The sequence below is a fragment of the Pseudomonas sp. P5_A12 genome (assembly GCF_056400685.1).
The window spans coordinates 1-18,243 of sequence record NZ_JBFUKU010000098.1 but is presented as its reverse complement, the minus strand read 5'-3'; the positions used below and the strand labels follow the sequence as shown (position 1 = coordinate 18,243).

19 protein-coding genes are annotated in these 18,243 nt (G+C 60.7%); 10 read left to right on the top strand and 9 right to left on the bottom strand.

Translation table 11 applies throughout. From position 1 onward, the window contains the following. A partial coding sequence (locus AC1DSG_RS15235) for an acetamidase/formamidase family protein (RefSeq protein ID WP_477791622.1) occupies positions 1-1,099 on the bottom strand: 1,099 nt, incomplete at its 3' end. Between the two features lie 482 nt (positions 1,100-1,581). Between AC1DSG_RS15235 and AC1DSG_RS15230 the strand changes: the two genes are divergently transcribed. Both AC1DSG_RS15230 and AC1DSG_RS15225 read left to right on the top strand, forming a co-directional pair. After that, a complete protein-coding gene (locus AC1DSG_RS15230; protein ID WP_477791621.1) occupies positions 1,582-2,628 on the top strand; it encodes a methyltransferase domain-containing protein in 1,047 nt (348 codons plus the stop codon). Positions 2,629-2,717: 89 nt separating this feature from the next. Then, positions 2,718-3,560 (top strand): NAD-dependent protein deacetylase, encoded by an 843-nt coding sequence (locus AC1DSG_RS15225; RefSeq protein ID WP_477791620.1) that lies wholly within the window; start codon positions 2,718-2,720, stop codon positions 3,558-3,560. Positions 3,561-3,689: 129 nt separating this feature from the next. Here AC1DSG_RS15225 and AC1DSG_RS15220 read toward each other — a convergent pair whose 3' ends face one another. After that, the gene (locus tag AC1DSG_RS15220) at positions 3,690-4,592 is read right to left on the bottom strand and encodes a LysR substrate-binding domain-containing protein (RefSeq protein WP_477791619.1); all 903 of its coding nucleotides are present in this window, start codon (positions 4,590-4,592) and stop codon (positions 3,690-3,692) included. A 150-nt stretch (positions 4,593-4,742) separates the two neighbouring features. Here AC1DSG_RS15220 and AC1DSG_RS15215 point away from each other — a divergent pair, with 150 nt between their 5' ends. Genes AC1DSG_RS15215 through AC1DSG_RS15205 form a run of 3 tightly spaced genes read left to right on the top strand, consistent with a single transcriptional unit; the run spans position 4,743 to position 7,336 of the window. Continuing rightward, entirely contained in the window at positions 4,743-5,441 is a 699-nt protein-coding gene (locus tag AC1DSG_RS15215; protein WP_007948746.1) for a CoA transferase subunit A, read from the top strand. A 36-nt stretch (positions 5,442-5,477) separates the two neighbouring features. Then, on the top strand, positions 5,478-6,143 hold the full coding sequence (locus tag AC1DSG_RS15210; RefSeq protein ID WP_477791618.1) for a CoA transferase subunit B: 666 nt from the start codon (positions 5,478-5,480) through the stop codon (positions 6,141-6,143). 11 nt (positions 6,144-6,154) lie between these two features. Then, a complete protein-coding gene (locus AC1DSG_RS15205) occupies positions 6,155-7,336 on the top strand; it encodes an acetyl-CoA C-acetyltransferase (protein ID WP_477791617.1) in 1,182 nt (393 codons plus the stop codon). 298 nt (positions 7,337-7,634) lie between these two features. On the opposite strand, the gene AC1DSG_RS15200 is transcribed toward AC1DSG_RS15205, so the two are convergent. After that, a complete protein-coding gene (locus AC1DSG_RS15200) occupies positions 7,635-8,954 on the bottom strand; it encodes an Nramp family divalent metal transporter (protein ID WP_477791616.1) in 1,320 nt (439 codons plus the stop codon). A 286-nt stretch (positions 8,955-9,240) separates the two neighbouring features. Between AC1DSG_RS15200 and AC1DSG_RS15195 the strand changes: the two genes are divergently transcribed. The 3 genes from AC1DSG_RS15195 to AC1DSG_RS15185 all read left to right on the top strand — a co-directional run bounded on the left by AC1DSG_RS15195 (position 9,241) and on the right by AC1DSG_RS15185 (position 11,449). Next, a complete protein-coding gene (locus AC1DSG_RS15195; protein ID WP_477791615.1) occupies positions 9,241-10,032 on the top strand; it encodes a hypothetical protein in 792 nt (263 codons plus the stop codon). An 83-nt stretch (positions 10,033-10,115) separates the two neighbouring features. Continuing rightward, entirely contained in the window at positions 10,116-10,787 is a 672-nt protein-coding gene (locus AC1DSG_RS15190; RefSeq protein WP_477791614.1) for a glutathione S-transferase family protein, read from the top strand. 89 nt (positions 10,788-10,876) lie between these two features. Then, positions 10,877-11,449 carry a DcrB/PsbP domain-containing protein gene (locus AC1DSG_RS15185; protein ID WP_477791613.1) on the top strand — a complete coding sequence of 191 codons (573 nt, stop codon included), beginning with the start codon at positions 10,877-10,879 and terminating at the stop codon, positions 11,447-11,449. Between the two features lie 3 nt (positions 11,450-11,452). Here AC1DSG_RS15185 and AC1DSG_RS15180 read toward each other — a convergent pair whose 3' ends face one another. From AC1DSG_RS15180 to AC1DSG_RS15170, 3 genes are all read right to left on the bottom strand, one after another. Continuing rightward, entirely contained in the window at positions 11,453-12,169 is a 717-nt protein-coding gene (locus AC1DSG_RS15180) for an alpha/beta hydrolase (protein ID WP_477791612.1), read from the bottom strand. A gap of 175 nt (positions 12,170-12,344) precedes the next feature. Continuing rightward, the gene (locus tag AC1DSG_RS15175) at positions 12,345-13,457 is read right to left on the bottom strand and encodes a M14 family metallopeptidase (RefSeq protein ID WP_477791611.1); all 1,113 of its coding nucleotides are present in this window, start codon (positions 13,455-13,457) and stop codon (positions 12,345-12,347) included. A 115-nt stretch (positions 13,458-13,572) separates the two neighbouring features. Continuing rightward, positions 13,573-14,352: an ABC transporter substrate-binding protein gene (locus AC1DSG_RS15170; RefSeq protein WP_477791610.1), complete on the bottom strand. Its 780-nt coding sequence runs from the start codon at positions 14,350-14,352 to the stop codon at positions 13,573-13,575. Positions 14,353-14,597: 245 nt separating this feature from the next. On the opposite strand from AC1DSG_RS15170, the gene AC1DSG_RS15165 reads away from it, so the two are divergent. Next, entirely contained in the window at positions 14,598-15,248 is a 651-nt protein-coding gene (locus AC1DSG_RS15165; protein WP_477791609.1) for a type 1 glutamine amidotransferase, read from the top strand. Here AC1DSG_RS15165 and AC1DSG_RS15160 read toward each other — a convergent pair whose 3' ends face one another. Then, the gene (locus tag AC1DSG_RS15160; RefSeq protein WP_477791608.1) at positions 15,249-15,683 is read right to left on the bottom strand and encodes a rhodanese-like domain-containing protein; all 435 of its coding nucleotides are present in this window, start codon (positions 15,681-15,683) and stop codon (positions 15,249-15,251) included. A 101-nt stretch (positions 15,684-15,784) separates the two neighbouring features. Here AC1DSG_RS15160 and ftrA point away from each other — a divergent pair, with 101 nt between their 5' ends. Further along, positions 15,785-16,759: a transcriptional regulator FtrA gene (gene ftrA / locus AC1DSG_RS15155; protein ID WP_477791607.1), complete on the top strand. Its 975-nt coding sequence runs from the start codon at positions 15,785-15,787 to the stop codon at positions 16,757-16,759. Positions 16,760-16,895: 136 nt separating this feature from the next. On the opposite strand, the gene cobF is transcribed toward ftrA, so the two are convergent. Then, positions 16,896-17,651 (bottom strand): precorrin-6A synthase (deacetylating), encoded by a 756-nt coding sequence (cobF, locus tag AC1DSG_RS15150; RefSeq protein ID WP_477791606.1) that lies wholly within the window; start codon positions 17,649-17,651, stop codon positions 16,896-16,898. Beyond that, the gene (locus AC1DSG_RS15145) at positions 17,651-18,223 is read right to left on the bottom strand and encodes a histidine phosphatase family protein (protein ID WP_477791605.1); all 573 of its coding nucleotides are present in this window, start codon (positions 18,221-18,223) and stop codon (positions 17,651-17,653) included. The genes cobF and AC1DSG_RS15145 overlap by 1 nt, the downstream gene beginning before the upstream one ends. Positions 18,224-18,243 lie beyond the last annotated feature (20 nt).

The window sequence follows — 18,243 nt, the reverse complement described above, 5'->3', positions numbered from 1 at the left end:
CAATAAAGGTGATCGGACCGCTCTGCTCGATCTCGTACTGCCCCCAGCGTTCGCCCAGCTCGCGGACTTTCTGCCGCTGCTGTGCACTCATCGGGCGCGCCATGGGCGGCAGGTCATCAAGGTTTTGCAGGAGGATCGGCCCTTCCAGCGTCAGGTGCTTGATCACTTCCACCTGCACTTCGGTTTCCCCAGAGCAATCGGTGGCATGCCCGGCGATCTCGCCGTTGCCCTGCTGGGCATGCATGTCGCCCATGTACACCCCGGCGCCCGGTACCTTGACCGGACAGATCAACACACAGCCTTCGCGGATCGAGTTGGTGTCCATGTGGCCGTCGGTTTTCGCCGCGTGCAGTTCTTCGCGGGTCATGCCGAAACGGTGCGGCGCATTGATCAGGTATTGGCCGAAATCGGCGCAGTTATGCGAGTCCGGCAAATCACGGGACGGCGTGGTGCCGATGTTGCCGAGGAACGGCCGCATGTGCGCGGCGACGCCGGGGATATCAGCGCGGGCCAGCGACAGGATCGAATGCTGGGCGGCGAACTCCGGCAGTGCCGACATCTCGGACGCATTGCCCGCCAGTTGGATGGCGACGTCCTGATTGACGGTCAGGCTGACCTGGTTTTGCGCATCGAACACGATCACGTAACCGTGGCTGAAACGAAACGCGCTGACTTCGGCGCCGCAGTGGTTGCAACGAATCGAGTCTTCGCCGATGCCTTCGACGTGGCTCGCCGGGTGGTCGGTGCCGCACTTGGAACAGAATTTGGAGACGAACGGATCTCCGTTGTAGCGTCCCTCGACAAAACTCATGACCCCGGATGACGTCGCCAGCGAGGTCACACGCATGCTTTTGATCTTGATCGCCACCGCGTCGCCGACTTCCGCACCGGCGATGGCCACCGGTTGCGTCACTTCGTGGCCACCCTCGAAGGCCGGCGTAATCATCGGTCCCCAGCAGCCCGGCGGTGTCCCGGTGATCRGCGTGCCACCGTCGGCCAACGGCCCGAGCATGGGCTGGCTCGGGCCGATGATGCCTTGGGTGTAATGGTCGACGCGCAGGCGTTCGACGGGTTTGGTTTCAGATACAAGCGTAGTCATCAGGAGGTTCCCTTCACGAAGTCAGCAGCGAAGACGGCCGCCTGTTGCAACGACCATCAGATGCCTGGGCAGAACCGGTGTTCGGGTGCTGGACGGCCTTTACAGTTCATCGCAGGTTTGTATCCGGGCTGTGTTCGGCAGTGGCCGGCAGTCGCAGAAACTGTATCGGGAGAGGGTTTAGATACAGTGCGATACACCGCACCAATCCCTTGGAGGAACACAAATCCCCTGTGGGAGTGAGCCTGCTCGCGATAGCGGACTTACATTCAACATGGATGCTGGCTGTCCCACCGCTATCGCGAGCAGGCTCACTCCCACAGGGGACTTTCGTCGTTCCAGACAGCAGTGCATATCCCACGAACTAAACTTAATGCACCCGGGACGCACTTGGCGTCCTGTTCATTCCAACGACCACCGCCCAGAGGCGAATGCCTCGATAAATACTGCCTCTGGACCGTGATCCTGCTAAAGGAGCACACGTGATGGACGAGGCCAGACTCAATGACTTCATGGGCAAACTGGTGAACGACATGGGCGGCGCGGCGATGCTCGCCAACGTCATCCTCGGCGAGGAACTCGGCCTGTACCGGGCGATGGCCGACAGTCAGCCGATCAGCCCTGAAACCCTCGCCGACAAAACCGGCTGCAACCCTCGCCTGGTGCGCGAATGGCTCAGCGCCCACGCGGCTTCCGGTTACAGGGAACACCTCGACGGCCAGTTCCGCCTGCCCGAAGAGCAAGCCCTGGCGTTGGCGAATGAAGATTCACCGGTTTATGTGGCCGGCGGTATCGGCGTGGTTGCGTCGTTTTTCCATGACAAGGACAAACTGGTCAAGGCCATGCGCGGCAACGGCGCCCTGGCGTGGGGCGATCACCATCCGTGCATGTTCAGCGGCACGGAACGGTTTTTCCGGCCCGGTTACAAAGCGCACCTGATCGCCGAATGGTTGCCGGCGCTCGAAGGCGTGGTGGCCAAGCTGGAGGAAGGCGCCAAAGTGGCAGACATCGGCTGCGGGCATGGTGCCTCGACGGTGATCATGGCCCAGGCGTTCCCGAACTCGCGGTTTGTCGGTTTCGACTACCACGCACCCTCCGTCACGGTCGCCACCCAGCGCGCCGAAGAAGGCGGCGTGTCCGCACGTGCACGGTTCTTCCAGGGCACCGCCAAGAGCTACCCCGGTGACGACTACGACCTGGTCTGCTACTTCGACTGCCTGCACGACATGGGCGACCCGGTGGGAGCGGCCAAACATGCTTATGACTCGTTGAAACCGGACGGCGCGGTGTTGCTGGTAGAACCCTTCGCCAACGACTCGCTCGATGACAACATCACCCCGGTGGGACGGCTGTTCTACGCGGCGTCGACGTTCATTTGCACGCCCAATTCGCTGTCCCAGGAAGTCGGCCTCGGGCTCGGTGCCCAGGCCGGTGAAGCGCGGTTGCGCAAGGTCTTCACCGAGGCGGGGTTCAAGACGTTCCGGCGGGCCACGGAAACCCCGTTCAACCTGATTCTGGAGGCGCGTAAATAAACACAGGTAGGCACCCGGACAGGCGCGCTGTCCGGGTGATCGGTCTGCTACGCTGCAACCACTCAAGGCCCTCCCCCGGAGTGTTGAAMATGCTCGACAGCCTCCTGCGCGAACAACTCGAGCGGCTTCGGCAATTGATGGCTGACCAGCCGTTTGTGGTACTGACTGGCGCTGGCATCAGCACCCCGTCGGGCATTCCGGACTACCGCGACAACCAGGGCGTGCGACGTGGCCGGCAACCGATGATGTACCAGGAATTTCTTTCCGCCCCACAATCACGTCGACGCTACTGGGCGCGGGCCATGCTCGGTTGGCCGCGCGTGCACCTGGCGCAGCCGAATGTCGCGCACGAAGCGTTGGCCAGTTTGCAAAGCACCCGGCAAATCAACGGCCTGATCACCCAGAACGTTGACACCCTGCACGATCAGGCCGGCAGTCACGATGTGATCGAACTGCATGGCAGCCTGCACCGGGTGCTGTGCCTCGATTGCGGGATTCGCAGCGAACGCAATGCCATACAGCTCTTGATGGAAGCGCAGAATCCCTACCTGGCCGGGGTCGACGCGGTGCAGGCGCCGGATGGCGATACCTTGCTGGATCCGGCATTTGAAGAGCGATTTCAGGTGCCGCATTGCCCGCATTGCGCAGGCGAGCGGATGAAACCGGACGTGGTTTTTTTTGGCGAGAACGTGGCGCAGGCAACGGCGGTCAAGGCGATGACGGCGGTGGAAAAGGCTGCGGGCCTGTTGGTGGTGGGGTCTTCGTTGATGGCGTATTCGGCGTTTCGGCTGTGCCGGGCGGTGGCGGATCAAGGCAAGCCTTTGATTGCGATGAACCTGGGGAAGACTCGGGCGGATGACATTCTGGATTTCAAGATTGAGGGATCGTGCGAACAGCTTTTGCCCCTGCTGGCCCAGCGCCTCACCACTTAAATACTGACAAAACCCATTCCCCTTGTGGGAGCGAGACCGGCTTGCCGGCGATAGCGGTGTATCAGGCAACAAAGCTGTCGACTGACACTCCGTCATCGCGGGCAAGCCCGCTCCCACAGGAATCTGTGTTCATCTGGCAGACAGGCGCTGGCCGAGGTTTTCTTCTTTGAGAATATCGAACAACGCCTGCGCCGCCGCCGACAGTTCAACCCCTGGCTGGGTCAATACGCCAATGGCCCGTTCCACCACCGGATCGCGCAATGTAATGCACCGCGCGCCGAGCTCTTGCATCTGCCCGGCGCACAATGCCGGCACCGCGCTCACGCCCAACCCGCTGGCGACCATCCTGCCGACCGTCGCCAACTGATGACTTTCAAACTCCACCGGTAACTTCATCCCCCGCGCCTGCAAATGTTCCTCCAGCATCACCCGCAACGTCGACGGTCGCTGCAATGTGATGAACGGCTCCTTGAGCAATGTCTGCCAGTCGATATCATCAAGCTCAGTCAACGGCGAATCCTTCGGCACGACAGCCACGAACCGGTCCATGTACAACGGCGTGAACGCCAACGACGTACTCTGCGTCGGCTCAAACGCCACCCCCAGTTCCACCTGGCGGTCACGGACCATTTCCAGCACCTGCTCGTTGATCACGTCATTGACCGTCACGTTGACCTTGGGATAACGCGCACGGAACGCCTTGAGGATCGGCGGCAGCAAGTTACCGGCAAACGATGGCATGGCCGCCAGCGTCACGCGGCCGCGCTGGAGGGTGAAGCGTTGGCGCAGTTCGTCCTCGGCATTGTCCCAATCGGCGATCAACCGGCGGGCCAGGGGCACCAGCGATTCGCCCTCGGCGGTCAACGCCACGTTGCGCGTGTTGCGAGTGAACAGGCGCCCGCCCAGGCCCTCCTCCAGCGCCTTGATCGTCAGGCTCAACGCCGATTGCGACAGGTGCAGGCGCTCGCAGGCCACGGCAAAACTCAGGCTTTGGGCCACGGCCAGGAATGCGCGGATCTGCTTGACTGTCATGGCCGGTGGCTCCAACGTAGTACGGGCGATTGATTAGTGAGTTTTATCTATCAATCAACCTTAAAAATCAACTTAACAAATGAATACAAGGGCGAGACACTTCGTCGCATACGGCTAGCCAGCCGACCRCAAAKAATAAAAGAGGTGCATATGGCAGGTTTCGACAAGCGCGTGAGTTCCTACGAGGAAGCTCTGGCAGGTCTTGAAGACGGCATGACCGTGATCGCTGGCGGCTTCGGTCTGTGCGGGATCCCGGAAAACCTGATCAACGAGATCAAACGCAAAGGCACCCGCGACCTCACCGTGGTTTCCAACAACTGCGGCGTCGACGGTTTCGGCCTCGGCGTGCTGCTGGAAGACCGCCAGATCAGCAAGGTCGTGGCCTCCTACGTCGGCGAAAACAAGATGTTCGAAGAGCAGCTGATGAGCGGCGCCATCGAAGTCATCCTGACCCCCCAAGGCACCCTCGCCGAAAAAATGCGCGCAGGCGGCGCCGGCATTCCGGCGTTCTTCACCGCCACTGGCGTTGGCACCCCGGTCGCCGACGGCAAGGAAACACGCGAATTCCATGGCCGCCAGTACCTGATGGAAGAATCCATCACCGGTGACTTCGCCATCGTCAAAGGCTGGAAAGCCGACCATTTCGGTAACGTCGTCTATCGCCACACCGCCCAGAACTTCAACCCGCTGGCCGCTACCGCCGGCAAGATCACCGTGGTCGAAGTTGAAGAAATCGTCGAGCCCGGCGAGCTGGACCCGGCACAGATCCACACCCCTGGCATCTACGTCGACCGGGTCATTTGCGGCACGTTTGAAAAGCGCATCGAACAGCGCACCGTGCGTAAGTGATCCCCAGCCCCCGGACCGAATGAAGGAATAACAACAATGGCACTTTCCCGCGAACAAATGGCTCAACGCGTCGCCCGCGAAATGCAGGACGGCTTTTACGTCAACCTGGGCATCGGCATTCCGACCCTGGTCGCCAACTACATCCCTGAAGGCATGGAAGTCATGCTGCAATCGGAAAACGGCCTGCTCGGCATGGGCGCGTTCCCGACCGACGCCGAAGTCGATGCCGACATGATCAACGCCGGCAAGCAAACCGTGACCGCGCGTATCGGCGCGTCGATTTTCTCTTCCGCCGAATCCTTCGCCATGATCCGTGGCGGCCACATCGACCTGACCGTGCTCGGCGCGTTTGAAGTCGATGTCGAAGGCAACATCGCCTCCTGGATGGTCCCTGGCAAACTGATCAAGGGCATGGGCGGCGCGATGGACCTGGTGGCCGGTGCGGAAAACATCATCGTCACCATGACCCACGCGTCCAAGGACGGCGAGTCGAAATTGCTCTCCCGTTGCAGCCTGCCGCTGACTGGCGCCGGTTGCATCAAGCGCGTACTGACTGACCTCGCGTACCTGGAAATCAAGGACGGCGCGTTCATTCTCAAGGAACGTGCACCGGGCGTCAGCATTGAAGAAATCGTCGCAAAAACCGCTGGCAAACTGATCGTGCCTGATCACGTTCCAGAAATGCAGTTTGACGCTCAGTGAGGAATCCTTCCATGCAAGACGTCGTCATTGTCGCCGCCACCCGGACTGCCATTGGCAGTTTCCAGGGCTCTCTGGCAGGCGTTTCTGCGGTTGACCTCGGCGCGGCGGTGATTCGCCAGCTGTTGGCGCAAACCGGCCTGAATCCGACTGAAGTCGATGAAGTGATCATGGGCCAGGTACTGACCGCCGGCGCCGGGCAAAACCCTGCGCGCCAGTCCGCGATCAAGGCCGGCCTGCCATTCACCGTGCCGGCCATGACCCTGAACAAGGTTTGCGGCTCCGGCCTCAAAGCCCTGCACCTGGCCACTCAGGCGATTCGCTGCGGTGACGCCGAGGTGATCATTGCCGGCGGCCAGGAAAACATGAGCCTGTCCAACTACGTCATGCCGGGTGCTCGCACTGGTTTGCGCATGGGTAACGCGCCGATCGTCGACACCATGATCAGCGATGGCCTGTGGGATGCGTTCAACGATTACCACATGGGCATCACTGCCGAAAACCTGGTCGAGAAGTACAGCCTGACCCGCGAGCAACAGGACGCCTTCGCTGCCGCCTCCCAGCAGAAAGCCACGGCCGCCATCGAAGCCGGGCGTTTTGTCGATGAGATCACGCCAATCCTGATTCCTCAGCGCAAGGGCGATCCGCTGTCCTTCGCCACTGACGAACAGCCGCGCGCCGGCACCACCGCTGAAGCGCTGGGCAAGCTGAAACCAGCGTTCAAAAAGGACGGTTCGGTGACCGCGGGCAACGCCTCATCGCTGAACGACGGCGCCGCCGCCGTGATCCTGATGAGCGCCGACAAAGCCAAGGCCCTCGGCCTGCCGGTATTGGCAACCATCGCGGCTTACGCCAACGCAGGCGTTGACCCGGCGATCATGGGCATCGGCCCGGTGTCGGCCACGCGCCGCTGCCTGAGCAAGGCCGGCTGGTCCATCGATCAACTGGACCTGATCGAAGCCAACGAAGCGTTCGCCGCGCAATCGCTGGCGGTGGCCAAGGACCTGGAATGGGACTTGAGCAAGGTCAACGTCAACGGCGGCGCTATCGCGCTGGGTCACCCGATCGGTGCATCGGGCTGCCGCGTGCTGGTGACCTTGCTGCATGAAATGATCAAGCGTGACGCCAAGAAAGGCCTCGCCACCCTGTGCATCGGTGGTGGTCAAGGCGTGGCACTGGCAATCGAGCGGGCATAAAGCGTTCATCAGACTGTGCGGGGACCCACGAAGATCCGCATAGTCTGGCAACACCCCCGGCGTGATTCACATCGCGCCGGGTCTTACCGCTACACACAAATCCTTTGTAGCAGCTGGCGAAGCCTGCGTCGGCCGGTCCGCGCTCGGGCGAAGCAGTCGCCAAACCTGCGCACAGGGTCTTCCTGATGCACCRCATTGCCTGATTTTACGACTGCTGCGCAGCCGGACGCAGGCTTCGCCAGCGCCAGCTGCTACAGGTTGTGTGAACAAGCCGGGACCGCGTCATCGTTCAGCCCAGTCACCCCAAAAACTGCAGAATCAACCAGCTGTTCGCCCCACTGATCACCACAAACAACCCCCACGCCAACACCCGCGTCGGCCAGCGATTCACCAATGGCCCCATCAGCTTGTTATCGTTGGTCATGCGGATCAACGGGTACAACGCAAACGGCAATTGCAGACTCAACACAACCTGACTCAACACCAGCAACTTGCCAATCGCCGCGTCGCCCATCAGCCAGACGCCGATGAACGCCGGGATCAGCGCCAGCCCACGGGTAATCAAACGTCGTTGCCAGCACGGAATCCGCAGGTTCAGGAAACCCTCCATGATCACTTGCCCGGCGATGGTCCCGGTAAAGGTCGAACTCTGCCCCGAAGCCAGCAACGCCACCCCGAATAACACGCTGGCCATCGCCCCGYCGACCAGTGGATCAAGCAGTTGATAGGCATCCTGAATGTCCACCACATCGGTATGCCCGGTCTTGTGAAACGCAGCCGCCGCAAGGATCAAAATCGCCGCGTTCACCATAAGTGCCAACGCCAGCGAACCAATGGTGTCGATGCGCGCCAGCTTCACCGCGTCCTGCTTGCTGGCCAGGTCCTTGCCGATCATTCGGGTCTGTACGATTGAAGTGTGCAGATACAGGTTATGCGGCATCACCGTGGCCCCGAGAATCCCGATGGCCAAGTACAGCGGCGCGGCGTCCCCAATCGCGGAAAGTGACGGGATGAAGCCTTGCGCCACGTCCGGCCAGTAAGGTTTGATCAGCAGCAATTCGACTAAAAAACACACGCCGATGGTGCTCACCAGAACCAGCATGATCGCTTCCAGACGACGGAAACCACGATTTTGCAGGGCCAGTACCAGCAGCGTGTCAAACGCGGTCAGGGCGATGCCAACGGTCAGCGAACAGCCGAGCAACAGATGGAACGCCAGGGCACAACCGAGCACTTCGGCAAGGTCCGTGGCGATGATCGAGATTTCGGCCAACACCCACTGAGTGCGTGCCGTGCGTTTGCTGTAGCGCTCTCGGGACAACTGCGCCAGATCGCGCCCGGTGGCGATGCCCAGGCGCGAGCACAAACACTGCACCACCATCCCCGCCAGACTCGCCAGCAACACCACAAACAACAGGCTGTACCCAAACCGCGAACCGGACTCGATGGCAGTGGCCCAGTTGCCTGGGTCCATGTAGCCGATGGACACCAGCAAACCGGGGCCGGCGAAGCGCAACACCCGTTTGAAGAACGATGCGCGCGGATCAACGGCAACACTGCCGGCCACTTCCGGCGGGCAGAACGGCGCCGTGGCGACTTTGGGCAAACTGAATTTCACATACACATCCAGAATCAGGTGAAAAAAGGCAGCTTAGACGCTTCGCTGGCCCGCAGCTGATGATCGTTCCCACGCTCTGCGTGGGAATGCCTCAACGGACGCTCCGCGTTCGGCTTTGGATGGGACGCAGAGCGTCCCGGGCTGCATTCCCACGCAGAGCGTGGGAACGATCAGTCAGGGAACGATCACAGGTCAGGATTTTTGTATACAAAACACCACAATCCATAGCGCAATTCACTGCACACGATGCTAACGTTGCCACCTCACTCAGGTCGGAGACGCGTGCGTGCTGATGCTTAAACTGCTGGTGATTCCGGGGTTTCTGTTGCTGATTTCCCTGGCGGGTAAACGCTGGGGCCCGAGCGTGGCCGGTTGGCTGTCGGGGTTGCCGGTGGTGGTCGGGCCGATTCTGTTCTTCCTCGCGATCGAGCAAGGCGAAGTGTTTGCCGCGCAATCGGCGACGGCCGCGTTGTCAGCGATGTTCGCGATGATTGCCTTCTGCGTGACCTATGCCCAGGTCGCCCAACGGGCCAGTTGGCCGTTGGCGCTGGTAATTTCGCTATCCGTCTGGGCCTTGGCGGCTGTCACCCTGTCGCTGATTCCGCCATCCCTGGTGTTCTCGGCCATCGCCGCTGCCACCGCGCTGCTCGCCGCGCCTTACCTGTTCCCCAAGGTGCAGCCGATCGTTTCCGGCCCGGCACCGAAGTCCGACAAACTGCTGCTGCGAATGCTGGCCGGTGCCCTGCTGACCCTCGCCGTCACGCTGCTCGCCAGCACCGTCGGCGAACGCTGGAGCGGCCTGCTCGCGGTGTTCCCGGTATTGGGCAGTGTGATGGCGGTGTTCTCCCAGCAAACCCGGGGCCCGGCGTTTACTGCCGCTTTACTGCGAGCCACGGCCACCGGCATGTATTCGTTCGCGGCGTTTTGTCTGGTGTTGGCGCTGATGTTGCCGCACTGGGGACTGAGTGCGTTCGCCCTTGGCGTAGCGGTGTCAGTGGCCATGCTCGGGGTGACCCGGCAACTGCTGGCCCGACCGGTCAACGCGGTGGCAACACGTTCGATAAAATCGAACGAGTAAAGCAACAACCTCGTACGTCAATCGAACGGGTTTCCCTCAACATCAGCCTCAGATCACAACCCAACCCGACTGAGGCCTACACCATGAAATTCTTTTTTCACCCTTCACCGAATCCGATGAAAGTTGCCCTGCTGCTTGAAGAGCTGCAAACGCCGTACGAATTGATCGGCGTCGACACCTTCAAAGGCGAGCAACATCTGCCAGCCTTTTTGGCAATCAACCCGAACGCCAAGGTTCCGGCCCTGGTCGACGGCGACGCCACAGTGTTCGATTCCCAGGCGATCCTGCTGCACCTGGCGCAAAAACATCAGCGCTTCCTGCCGAGCACTGCTGCAGGCAATGCCCAATTGCTGTCGTGGTTGATGTTCGTCGCCACCGGCCTGTCGCCGTTCTCGGGTCAAGCGGTGCATTTCCTGCACCACGCGCCGCAAGACCTGCCCTACGCCAAAAACCGCTACCTCAAGGAAGTCGAACGTCACTACCGCGTACTCGACCAGCGCCTGGCCGATCATCAATACCTGGCCGGCGACACCTACAGCATCGCCGACATGGCGCTCTGGGGCTGGGCCAATTACGCACCCTATATCCTCGGCGAGAACGGTCTGGCGGCATACCCGAACGTCAAGCGCCTGTTCGATGAAATCAGCGCCCGCCCGGCGGCCCGGCGTGCCCAAGGCCTGAAAGAAAAACTGGTGCTCAAGGCCGAGTTCGACGACGAAACCCGTCGCAACCTGTTCCCGCAAAATCAGGCCTGACGCTCGTCAAGCCGCTACCGCGCTGGAATGCTTTGGAACGTCCATGGGATGATTGCCCTCAAAGCGCGATCATCCCTGGAGTTTTTTGCATGTCACTGTTGAGTAAAAAAGCCGTTGTCCTGTTGCTGACAGCGGTTGCCAGTCTGGGCGCGTTGAATGCACAGGCCGCCACGGCCACTGATAGCAATACTTCGTCCACGCAGAAAGTCTCGATGCTGGACGGCAAGTTCACGTTCACCCTACCCAAAGACTTTACCGCCAACACGCTGCCGGCCAGCCCGGACGGCGCGAGCGGCACCCTGTACACCAACGAAGCCACCAAGACCGTGGTGATCACCGCTGAAAACAATCTCCCGAAAGACGTCACGGTCACCGATAACGACGGTGCGTTTCTCGACGGCACGGTGGCCGATTTCGACGCGGCACAACGCCAGGCCCTGCCGGACTTCAACACACTCAGCGAAAAAAGCCTGACGCAAAAAGCGACCGGACTGGGCCTGCGTCAGGTGGACAGCACGGCCACTCAAGGTGGCGGCATGACCCTCAACACCACGCTGATGGCGGCGTCCGGCAACCGCATGGCGGTGGTTCAGGTCATCTCTCGTCCCGGTGACATGGCCGACCACGAAACGTTGATTAAACAAATCGTCACCGGCAAATAAGCCTCAGGGGTTGAGGCGTTGCAGCCAGGCGTTCAAATCCTCGATTTCGGCCGCGCTGATGGAGTGGCCGAGACCTTCGTAACCATGAAACTCAGGCGTGAGTGAAATGCTCTGCAACAGGCTGTTGGCGTCTGTACCGTCCTTGTACGGCAAACGGTTGTCCTCTTTGCCATGACCGATGAAAATCGCCAGTGACTGGCGTTTTTCATCCGGTTTGAGCGCGGATTTGAGCACCGGCAGAATCCGCCCGCTCAACGCTGCAATGCCGCCGAGCGCCTCGGGGTGACGCAACGCCACTTCGTAGGACATGATCGCGCCCTGGCTGAATCCCACCAGGACTACCTTGTCCGGTTCGGTGTGATATTTCTTCGCCGCTTGTGCGATGAAATCCAGCAGCACCTGGCCACTGGTCTTCAAGTCGTCGGTCTCGCCGTTATAGGCCCCCTCGCCCTTTTTACGAAACCACTGATAACTGCCCTCTTCCATCGTTATTGGCGCACGCACCGACAGGTAAGTGTAGGGCGCGGGCAGATCGTCCTTGATGCCGAACAGATCCTGCTCGTTACTGCCATAACCGTGGAGGAAAATCACCAGCGGCTGGTTTTGCGAGTCCGCGTTGGTTTGTTCCAGGTACTTGAGGGGCAGATCGGTTTGCAGTGGGGTTTGAGCGTGGACCGTGGCGGATGCCAGGAGTGTCAGCAGAGCGAGAAATTTCAACATAAGCCTTCCTTCACAGAAAACAGGATTCGGGGTGAGCCTAGCATCCTGATACCTGCCGAGATATCTGGTGGTGCTGATGGCCCCATCGCGAGCAGGCTCACTCCTACAGTTGAAATGCGTTCCCCTGTGGGAGCGAGCCTGCTCGCGATGAGGCCCTGAAAAACAGCGAAGATTTTCAGTCGTTGATGAGCTTGCCAACCCGAATCGGCTCGCGCCCGGCCACTTTCGCCTGCCACGTCCCCGGTTGCGTATACCGCCCGCGATCAATCGCAAACAACACGCCGCTGGTCCCGGCGCGCACCGTGGTCACCCGGTCATTCAACGGATCAACCACTTCAAACAGCGCATCACCCCGCTCCACCCATTCACCGGCCTCGCGCAGGAAACTGACCACGCCATGATGCGGCGCGAACAGGTACTCGGTGCCCTCGAATGGCATGCCTTCACAGCATTCGCTCGGCGCCGCCGGCCAGGTGCCTTTGATGAAACCCTGCTCGGCCAGGAAACCAAGAATGGCCTCGCAATTGGCCTGAGCCTGATCAACCCACGTGTCGCCCATGCTGCCCAGCTCCAGGGTCGTCGCGAGGTTCGCCGGGGGAATGGCAGCTTCAGGAAACGCCCGCGCCAGACGCAACCAYGGCGAAGAGCACGACTCGTCGAACGAGCTGCCGCCGGAGTCTTCGCACAGCAACGCCACGCCGGCCTTCAACCGCGCCGCCAGGGATTGCCACTGAGGCCAGTGCTGCGGCAACGCATAGAGATGAATCGCCGCATCGAAATCACAATGCAGATCGAGGGTGATGTCGGCATCGCACGCATGACGCAACAGCAAGCGGTGCATGGCCTCCAGCTGCGAAGCCGGTGCCGGCAAGCCGTCGAGTACCTGGCCCATGGCCTGGCGGATCAGGGCGATGTTGGCCTGCGCATCGCCGCCCAATCGGTCGCCGATCAACGCGGCCACCGGTGCGCTGAGTTCAACGAACGAGCGGTTGAAATTCTTGCCGCTGCCCAGCTCAAAGCGGCCCATTTGGCTGCCTTGCAGATGCTGATCCAGACCGATCGGATTGGCCACCGGCACCAGTTCGATCACGCCTTGCAATTGGCCCTGGCTTTCGAGTTCGGCCAGGCGCTTTTTCAGCTCCCACGCCGTGCGCATGCCCGGCAGCTCGTCCGCATGCAGGCTGGCCTGGATGTAGACCTTGCGCGTACCCGCACCATAACGAAACACGCTGAGGGTACGTTCGGTGCCCAGGTGGCTCCAGGGCAGTGAATGGTCGATGCGTTGCATGGTGAACTCCTGAAGTCTGAACGGTGAAAATTACCCAGGGTTCTCTGTTGCCAGAGAGAATGCACAAAAAAAATGGCAACCGCGTCAACGGTTGCCACTTTTTTGAACGGCGTGATTACTCGCCGTAAACGTCAAACTTGAAGTACTTGTCCTGCACTTGCTTGTACTTGCCGTTGGCGCGAATTTCGGTGATAGCCGCGTTGAACTGGTCAGCCAGCGCGGTATCGCCCTTGCGCACGGCAATGCCGGCGCCGCCACCGAAGTACTTCGGATCGTTGTACTCAGGGCCTACGAACACGAAACCTTTACCGGCGTCGGTTTTCAGGAAACCGTCGTCCAGGTTGACCGAGTCGGCCAGCAGCGCGTCAGTGCGGCCAGAGACCATGTCCAGGTTAGCTTCTTGCTGGTTACCGTAGCGAACCACTACGATCCCGGCCGGCGCCAGCACTTCAGTGGCGAAGCGGTCGTGGGTACTGGCGCGCAGCACACCGACTTTCTTGCCTTTGAGATCGGTCAGCGGATCCTTGACGTCGGTGCCTTCCTTCATCACGAAGCGCGCCGGGGTGTGGTAGTACTTGATGGTGAAATCGACGTTCTTTTTACGGTCGTCGGTGATGGTCATGGACGACAGGATCGCGTCGATTTTCTTCACTTTCAGTGCCGGGATCAGGCCGTCGAACTCTTGCTCGACCCACGTGCACTTCACTTTCATCTGCTCGCACAGCGCATCGCCGATGTCCACGTCGAATCCGGTCAGTTTGCCGTCAGCGGTTTTCATCGAGAATGGCGGGTAACCGGCTTCGATGCCAATGCGGATCGGCTTGGCGTCATCGGCCACAGCGGTCAGGGACAACATCGACAGTGCCAGGGCACCGAACATCACTAGCTTTTTCATTTATAACTCCTGTGTGCGGAGGCTTTTATTGGCAGCTTACGATTGGCTTTCGGCCGGTGAAAACCGAAGAGGCCGGCAGTCTAGAGTGGCTGTAGACGGGCAAAGTGTGTTGAAGCGACAAATACTTATAGAAAAGTGGCGGGGGCAATAGCGTCCCTTGAAGCGTGCGCCACGGCGGTGCAATGACTGTAGGACAAGCCCTTTTTTCAGACAAAACCTACAAGCAAAAACGACAGAGAACCCTGATGCCAACACTCAATCTGATCCAGCACCACCCCGCCGAAGGGCCCGGTGCGATTGCTGACTGGGCCTCGTCCCGAGGCCTGATGCTAAAGATCTTTCGCGCCGATCTTGGTCAATTGCCGCCCGTGAGCGCGGCACCGGTGATTGTGTTGGGCGGGCCTTATGAATCCAATGCCGGACCGGCGTGGTTGGAGGTGGAAAGGCAGTGGCTGGCCGGTAGCCTGGATCAGGGCGCGGCGGTGTTTGCAATCTGCCTGGGGGCACAGTTGCTGGCGTTGAGTCTGGGCGGCAAGGTGCGCCGGATGGCATGTATGGAAACCGGCTGGATCACCGTGACGTTCGGCGATGGGCAACGGTTGAAGGTGCTGGAGTGGCACGAAGACGCGATCGACCTGCCGCCTCAAGCACAACTGCTCGCCAGCAGCGATCAATGCGAACAGCAGATGTATCGTGTGGGGCCGACGCGGGTGGGGTTGCAGTTCCATCCGGAGTGGAATGCCGAGTCGGTGGCGATGCTCAATGAACACTTTGCCGGGGAATCACCGCTGCCTCGGGGTGAACAGGACAGCGCCGCTTACACCGCCATTTATGACTGGTTGCAGGCGACGCTGGATGGGTGGTGGGCCGTTGCGTTAGCTAGTCACCACAACTGATCAACATTCACAACCAAGGGCGACCGTGGTTGGCCGTTGCACCGACGAACTCAACGCAAACCCTTCATCCAGCCACCCCGTCACCCCGCCGATCATTTCCTTGACCGGGTAGCCCAGCGCCGCGAGTTTCACCGCGGCCTTGTTGGCGCCGTTGCAATGCGGGCCCGCGCAATAGACCACGAACAAGCTGCTTTTGGGGTAAGCCACCAGGCTATCAGCGGTCAGCAACCGCCCAGGAATGTTGATCGCGCCCGGCACATGGCCCCGTTCGAACGCCAACGGACCACGAACGTCCACCAACACAAAATCGACCTCGCCCGCCTGTTGACTGCCGTGGACGTCGGAACAGTCGGTTTCGAAGGTCAGACGGTTGCTGAAATGCATCAGGGCGATGGCCGAAGGGGCGGCGGGAATTTCGCGGACCAGGCTGGTCATGGGCTGTACTCCAAAGTGCGGGTGGGTGTGAGAAGACTTTATCCGTCCGCCACTTGCCGCTACAGTGGCGCACAAGACACTCACCGGGAACTTTCCGCCAAATGCAGCCCACCCCTGGATTGGTCGCGATTTTGGCCTACGACGGCCTCTGTACGTTCGAGTTCGGCATCGCCGTGGAGATCTTCGGCCTGGCGCGGCCCGAGTTCGATTTCCCTTGGTACGAACACCGGATTGTCGGCGTGGACCAAGGCCCGATGCGCGCCATGGGCGGGATTCAGGTACTGGCCGATGGCGGCATGGAACTGCTCGAAGGCGCCCGGACCATCATCATTCCCGGCTGGCGCGACCGCCACGCGCCGGTGCCCGAACACTTGCTCGACGCCCTGCGCAAGGCCCATGCGCGCGGCGCGCGATTGCTGTCGATCTGCTCCGGCGTGTTTGTGTTGGCGGCGACCGGTTTGCTGGACGGACACGGCGCCACCACCCACTGGCGCTACACCACCGAACTGGCCGAACGCTTTCCGAACATTCTGGTGGACCCGGACGTGTTGTATGTCGACTCCGGTCAACTGATCACCTCGGCCGGCAGCGCGGCGGGCATCGATGCCTGCCTGCATCTGGTGGCGCGGGATTTCGGCACGCAAGTGGCAAACTCAGTGGCGCGACGGCTGGTGATGTCACCGCAACGCACCGGCGGCCAGGCGCAGTTTATTCCCACACCGGTCAGCCCGACGCCGCGCAGCGATGTGTCACGGGTCATGCAATGGGCGCGCGAACGCTTGCACGAACCGCTGGAGGTTCGCGAACTGGCGAGTGAGGCGGCCATGAGTGAGCGGACGTTTCTGCGCCGGTTCACGGAAGCCACCGGCATGCCGCCCAAAGCGTGGTTGCAGCATGAGCGACTGGCGCGGGCCCGGGAGTTGCTGGAAAGCACCAGCGACAACACAGATCAAATCGCCGAGCGCTGCGGGTATCGATCCGTGGAGAGTTTTCGCGTGGCGTTTCGAGGGGTGGTGGGCGTGCCGCCGTCTGTGTATCGGGAGCGATTTGGGCGTGGAGCCAAGGCTGCTATGTGAGGTGTGATCGAGGGCCATATCGACAGCAGGCTGGCTCCCACATTGGATCTCCTGTGGGACATTGAATGTGCGGTGCCACACAATCCCTGTGGGAGCCAGCCTGCTGGCGATGGCGTCCGCCCAGACACAGCCGACCTCAAGGCTTACGCAGCAAATAGGTATCCATAATCCACCCCTTCGCCACCCGAGCCGCCTTACGCACCCGCTCAATCTCATCTGCCACATCCTTGAGCTTGCCGCTGATCAGGATTTCATCCGGCGTACCCAAATAAGCCCCCCAGTAAATCTCCGTCTCCTGATCCGCCACTTGATGGTAGGCATCCTGCGCATCCAGCATCACCACCACACTGTCGGCATCGCTCACCTGCCCCGCCGCCAGCCGTCGCCCGGTGGTGATTTCTACCGAGCGACCGATGCGATTGAGCGGCACTTTATGCTGCGCCGCCAATGCCTGGACGCTGGTAATGCCGGGAATGACCTCAAACTCGAACACACAGCGGCCAGAGGCCTGGATCGCCTGCAAAATTCTGATGGTGCTGTCGTACAGCGACGGATCACCCCACACCAGGAAACCGGCGCACTGCTCGTCAGTCATTTCTTCCTTGATCAGTCGCTCGAAGGTCAACTGCTTGGCTAGGTTGAGTTCTTCGACGCTGGTCGTATAGTCCACCTCACCGCGCTCACGCTCGGGGCTGTGGGCTTCGACAAAGCGGTAGTCGCGATCGGTGATGTAGCGCTCGCAGATCTCGCGCCGCAGGTCGATCAGCGAGTCTTTGCTCTGGCCCTTGTCCATCAGGAAAAACACATCGACGCGGTTCAGCGCCTTCACGGCCTGCATCGTGAGGTAGTCGGGGTTGCCGGCGCCGATGCCGATGACCAGCAGTTTTCTCATCACTGCACTCCTTGGGCATCAGTGCCGAGCAATCGCAGGCGCCAGCGCCCGGTAAATCGCAACTCAATGGCCGACAACGGTTCAACGTCAATCTGGTTGAACGCCGCGCCCTGGAGCACTTGGGTGAGTGCGGCGCGTATGACAAACGGGTGAGTGATCGCAACAATGTGCCCCGGTGTCGCCTCAAGGGTTTTCAGCCACTGCGCCACACGCAGCCCCAGTTGCGCCACGGACTCACCGCCATGGGGTGCCGAGGTCGGGTCATCGAGCCAGGTCTGGAGCGCCTCGGCTTGCGATGCTTGCAAGTCATCGATGGATACGCCGTGCCACTGTCCGAAATCGCAATCGCTCAACGCCGCCACGACTTCAACTTCATCGCCAAACAAGGCGGCCGTTTGCCGGGTGCGCAACTCCGGTCCGCAGAGTAAACGAGGTGACCCTTTAAACGCGTGACGACGCGAACCCTGCGCCGATTGCCAATCCATTTCCAACGGTTCATTTGTAGGAAAACGCGCTAATTTCTGTGCGACGGTTCGCGCATGACAGATCAGAGTCAAACGGGTTGCTTGCACGGATCATCACCCTGTCAATG

Excerpts from the sequence above, each read along its gene's own strand:
- AC1DSG_RS15230 (WP_477791621.1), top strand. The coding sequence starts at position 1,582 with ATGGACGAGGCCAGACTCAATGACTTCATGGGCAAACTGGTGAACGAC.
- AC1DSG_RS15225 (WP_477791620.1), top strand. The coding sequence starts at position 2,718 with ATGCTCGACAGCCTCCTGCGCGAACAACTCGAGCGGCTTCGGCAATTG.
- AC1DSG_RS15220 (WP_477791619.1), bottom strand. The coding sequence starts at position 4,592 with ATGACAGTCAAGCAGATCCGCGCATTCCTGGCCGTGGCCCAAAGCCTG.
- AC1DSG_RS15215 (WP_007948746.1), top strand. The coding sequence starts at position 4,743 with ATGGCAGGTTTCGACAAGCGCGTGAGTTCCTACGAGGAAGCTCTGGCA.
- AC1DSG_RS15210 (WP_477791618.1), top strand. The coding sequence starts at position 5,478 with ATGGCACTTTCCCGCGAACAAATGGCTCAACGCGTCGCCCGCGAAATG.
- AC1DSG_RS15205 (WP_477791617.1), top strand. The coding sequence starts at position 6,155 with ATGCAAGACGTCGTCATTGTCGCCGCCACCCGGACTGCCATTGGCAGT.
- AC1DSG_RS15190 (WP_477791614.1), top strand. The coding sequence starts at position 10,116 with ATGAAATTCTTTTTTCACCCTTCACCGAATCCGATGAAAGTTGCCCTG.
- AC1DSG_RS15185 (WP_477791613.1), top strand. The coding sequence starts at position 10,877 with ATGTCACTGTTGAGTAAAAAAGCCGTTGTCCTGTTGCTGACAGCGGTT.
- AC1DSG_RS15180 (WP_477791612.1), bottom strand. The coding sequence starts at position 12,169 with ATGTTGAAATTTCTCGCTCTGCTGACACTCCTGGCATCCGCCACGGTC.
- AC1DSG_RS15170 (WP_477791610.1), bottom strand. The coding sequence starts at position 14,352 with ATGAAAAAGCTAGTGATGTTCGGTGCCCTGGCACTGTCGATGTTGTCC.
- AC1DSG_RS15165 (WP_477791609.1), top strand. The coding sequence starts at position 14,598 with ATGCCAACACTCAATCTGATCCAGCACCACCCCGCCGAAGGGCCCGGT.
- AC1DSG_RS15160 (WP_477791608.1), bottom strand. The coding sequence starts at position 15,683 with ATGACCAGCCTGGTCCGCGAAATTCCCGCCGCCCCTTCGGCCATCGCC.
- ftrA (WP_477791607.1), top strand. The coding sequence starts at position 15,785 with ATGCAGCCCACCCCTGGATTGGTCGCGATTTTGGCCTACGACGGCCTC.
- cobF (WP_477791606.1), bottom strand. The coding sequence starts at position 17,651 with ATGAGAAAACTGCTGGTCATCGGCATCGGCGCCGGCAACCCCGACTAC.